At 50.9% G+C, this 2,345-nt stretch carries 1 rRNA gene; it reads right to left on the bottom strand.

The annotated features are described in order from the left end of the window. Positions 1-2,238: ribosomal RNA gene (locus V2145_RS21390) — 23S ribosomal RNA — on the bottom strand; the annotation flags it as partial. Between the last annotated feature and the right edge of the window lie 107 nt (positions 2,239-2,345).

Raw genomic sequence — 2,345 nt, 5'->3', positions numbered from 1 at the left:
GGGTTAGAATTTCAATACAACCAGGGTAGTATCCCACCGACGCCTCCACCGAAGCTAGCGCTCCGGCTTCTCAGGCTCCTACCTATCCTGTACAAGCTGTACCAAAATTCAATATCAGGCTACAGTAAAGCTCCACGGGGTCTTTCCGTCCTGTCGCGGGTAACCTGCATCTTCACAGGTACTATAATTTCACCGAGTCTCTCGTTGAGACAGTGCCCAGATCGTTACGCCTTTCGTGCGGGTCGGAACTTACCCGACAAGGAATTTCGCTACCTTAGGACCGTTATAGTTACGGCCGCCGTTTACTGGGGCTTCGATTCAGAGCTTCTCCCAAAGGATAACCCCTCCTCTTAACCTTCCAGCACCGGGCAGGCGTCAGCCCCTATACTTCGCCTTGCGGCTTCGCAGAGACCTGTGTTTTTGCTAAACAGTCGCCTGGGCCTATTCACTGCGGCTCTCTCGGGCTATACACCCTACCAGAGCACCCCTTCTCCCGAAGTTACGGGGTCATTTTGCCGAGTTCCTTAACGAGAGTTCTCTCGATCACCTTAGGATTCTCTCCTCGCCTACCTGTGTCGGTTTGCGGTACGGGCACCTCCCGCCTCGCTAGAGGCTTTTCTTGGCAGTGTGGAATCAGGAACTTCGGTACTATATTTCCCTCGTCATCACAGCTCAGCCTTATGATGAGCGGATTTGCCTACTCATCAGCCTAACTGCTTGAACGCGCATATCCAGCAGCGCGCTTACCCTATCCTCCTGCGTCCCCCCATTACTCAAACGGCGGGGAGGTGGTACAGGAATATCAACCTGTTGGCCATCGCCTACGCTTTTCAGCCTCGGCTTAGGTCCCGACTAACCCTGAGCGGACGAGCCTTCCTCAGGAAACCTTAGGCATTCGGTGGACAAGATTCTCACTTGTCTTTCGCTACTCATACCGGCATTCTCACTTCTAAGCGCTCCACCAGTCCTTACGGTCTAGCTTCGCAGCACTTAGAACGCTCTCCTACCACTGACATCAAAGATGTCAATCCACAGCTTCGGTGATACGTTTAGCCCCGGTACATTTTCGGCGCAGAGTCACTCGACCAGTGAGCTATTACGCACTCTTTAAATGGTGGCTGCTTCTAAGCCAACATCCTGGTTGTCTAAGCAACTCCACATCCTTTTCCACTTAACGTATACTTGGGGACCTTAGCTGGTGGTCTGGGCTGTTTCCCTTTTGACTACGGATCTTATCACTCGCAGTCTGACTCCCACGGATAAGTCTTTGGCATTCGGAGTTTGACTGAATTCGGTAACCCGTTGGGGGCCCCTAGTCCAATCAGTGCTCTACCTCCAAGACTCTCACTACGTGAGGCTAGCCCTAAAGCTATTTCGGAGAGAACCAGCTATCTCCAGGTTCGATTGGAATTTCTCCGCTACCCACACCTCATCCCCGCACTTTTCAACGTGCGTGGGTTCGGGCCTCCATTCAGTGTTACCTGAACTTCACCCTGGACATGGGTAGATCACCTGGTTTCGGGTCTACAACCACATACTAAACGCCCTATTCAGACTCGCTTTCGCTACGGCTCCGTCTCTTCAACTTAACCTTGCATGGGATCGTAACTCGCCGGTTCATTCTACAAAAGGCACGCCATCACCCATTAACGGGCTCTGACTACTTGTAGGCACACGGTTTCAGGATCTCTTTCACTCCCCTTCCGGGGTGCTTTTCACCTTTCCCTCACGGTACTGGTTCACTATCGGTCACTAGGGAGTATTTAGCCTTGGGAGATGGTCCTCCCAGCTTCCGACGGAATTTCACGTGTTCCGCCGTACTCAGGATCCACTCAAGAGGGAACGAAGTTTCAACTACAGGGTTGTTACCTTCTTTGACGGGCCTTTCCAGACCTCTTCATTTACCTCGTTCCTTTGTAACTCCGTATAGAGTGTCCTACAACCCCAAGAGGCAAGCCTCTTGGTTTGGGCTAATTCCGTTTCGCTCGCCGCTACTCAGGAAATCGCATTTGCTTTCTCTTCCTCCGGGTACTTAGATGTTTCAGTTCCCCGGGTCTGCCTTCAATATCCTATGTATTCAGATAAAGATACTGCTCCATTACGAACAGTGGGTTTCCCCATTCGGAAATCTCCGGATCAAAGCTTACTTACAGCTCCCCGAAGCATATCGGTGTTAGTCCCGTCCTTCATCGGCTCCTAGTGCCAAGGCATTCACCGTGCGCCCTTTCTAACTTAACCATTAGCGAATAAATGGTGCAACTTGCGTTGCGTTATTTATTGGTTTGATTAAAGAAAAGTTTCACTTTTCCTCAGCTATTACTGTTATCTAGTTTTCAAAGAACAAT

This window comes from Priestia sp. GS2, assembly GCF_036409025.1.
GTDB classification, from domain to species: domain Bacteria; phylum Bacillota; class Bacilli; order Bacillales; family Bacillaceae_H; genus Priestia; species Priestia aryabhattai_A.
The sequence above is the reverse complement of the archived record's forward strand: the minus strand, read 5'-3'. Positions and strand labels throughout refer to the sequence as shown.